The 1770-nt window shown below is 68.5% G+C and carries 1 protein-coding gene and 1 pseudogene; one reads left to right on the top strand and one right to left on the bottom strand.

Translation table 11 applies throughout. From position 1 onward, the window contains the following. Positions 1 to 304 precede the first annotated feature (304 nt). On the bottom strand, positions 305 to 973 hold the full coding sequence (locus tag ACYP33_RS29550; protein WP_414443035.1) for a helix-turn-helix domain-containing protein: 669 nt from the start codon (positions 971 to 973) through the stop codon (positions 305 to 307). Between the two features lie 473 nt (positions 974 to 1446). On the opposite strand from ACYP33_RS29550, the pseudogene ACYP33_RS29545 reads away from it, so the two are divergent. After that, positions 1447 to 1770: pseudogene (locus ACYP33_RS29545) on the top strand (tRNA (N6-isopentenyl adenosine(37)-C2)-methylthiotransferase MiaB); the annotation flags it as partial.

The raw sequence follows: 1770 nt of genomic DNA, 5'->3' as shown, positions 1-1770 counted from the left end.
TGCATCAGACGCACTGAGCGCCCGGTTCGCGGCGCGGGCGGGGGCATCGGTCGGCCCGCGCCGCGAACCTGTCTTGTTCGGCTTTCTTCGCTTCTTCGCTTTCAGCACCCGCCTTCGGCAATTCGCCTCGGCCGCCGCGACGGTCAATCGCCTGCTTCGGGCGATTTCCTCGCTTCATCTCCGCGCCCAAAAACGACAACGCCGCCGCGCCGGTTACCCGGCTGGCGGCGGCGTGCCGTGCACGTCGAGATCGAACGGCATGCGGCCGAACCGCGATGCGCGTCGGCCGAATGCGAAAACGCGCTTACTGCGGCAGATCCCAGCGCGGCGGCGTTTCCGCGTTGATCGTCACGCGAAACGCGCGCGCTTCCGAATCGCCGGGATTGCGCAGCGTGTAGGGCTGGTCGGCGTCGAACACGATCGCGTCGCCGGTCGCCAGCAACTGGCGACGGTCGTTGACGGCCACTTCGAGCGTGCCTTCGCTCACCACCAGGTTGATCGAGGTGCCCGGCGCGCGGCGCACGCCGGTTTCGGTATGCAGCGGCGCGACGCGCAGCTCGTGGAATTCCGCCGTGGCCGGCTCGCCTTCCGGATAGAGCGCCCGCGACGAGAAACGGCCGTTCGAGCCGATCACGCGCACCGCGCGCTCGGCCGGCAGATGCTCGAAGCCGAGCACCGCGTGACGGCGCAGGAACGCGGCCACCGACACCTTCAGCGCCGCCGCCACCTTGCAGAGCACCTTGATGGACGGCACGCTGCGGGCCGATTCGATCTGCGCGAGCATCGCCCGCGACACGCCGGACAGGCGTGCCAGCGCATCCAGCGACAGTTGCCGCTCGGCACGCAGCCGGGCCAGATTGACGCCGACCTGGCGCTCCAGCGCGTCGAACGATTCCTGCGGGGCGCCAGGCGCCGGCGTGGCCGCACGATCGGCGGCTTCGCGGTCGCGCACCAGCGCGAGGGATGAATGCATGGTTAGCCTCCAGCGCGCAGGATGCGCGCAGCGAACTTGATTGCAGGCAAGACTAGCATCGGGGTTGGGGGCGGCAAACGAAGTTATCTTCACACTGTTATCAGCATCGCAGAGGAATCGTCAGTGCCGGCAAGCCGTATGCGGCCGGCTTGGCCGGCCGATCGCGCCGCCCGGGTTCCATCGCCGTGACAGGGCCGGATCGCGCTTCGCCAGCCGTCGCGTCGGCGCAACCTCGCCGCCCCCGCGCGGCGCGCACCTGCGACGGCCCGGAATTCCAAAAGCTATAATGGAAAGCTTTCCCCGACGGTAGATCCACCGGCGCCCGAGGCGCCTGCCACGGCCGCCCGCCGCCTCGCCCTTGCCGCCTGCCGCGCCTCGCGCGCCGCCCGGGCAACAGGCGGCGGCCCGGAGCCGACCGTCCCGACTCACCCGCATTGACGCCCCCAGGTCAACCACTGCGAACGGCGAACCCCATGACGAAAAAAATCTACATCAAGACGTTCGGCTGCCAGATGAACGAGTACGACTCGGACAAGATGGCCGACGTGCTCAACGCTTCCGAAGGCCTCGTGAAAACCGATCGGCCCGAAGACGCCGACGTGATCCTGTTCAACACCTGCTCGGTGCGCGAGAAGGCGCAGGAAAAGGTGTTCTCGGATCTCGGCCGGGTGCGCGAGCTCAAGGAAGCGAACCCGAACCTGATCATCGGCGTGGGCGGCTGCGTCGCCAGCCAGGAAGGCGAGGCGATCGTGGCGCGCGCACCGTACGTGGATGTCGTGTTCGGCCCGCAAACCCTG

This window comes from Burkholderia sp. 3C (assembly GCF_054589155.1).
This window is presented reverse-complemented; position numbering and strand designations above follow the sequence as displayed.

Coding starts and splice junctions, on each gene's coding strand:
- ACYP33_RS29550 (WP_414443035.1), bottom strand. CDS start 973: ATGCATTCATCCCTCGCGCTGGTGCGCGACCGCGAAGCCGCCGATCGT.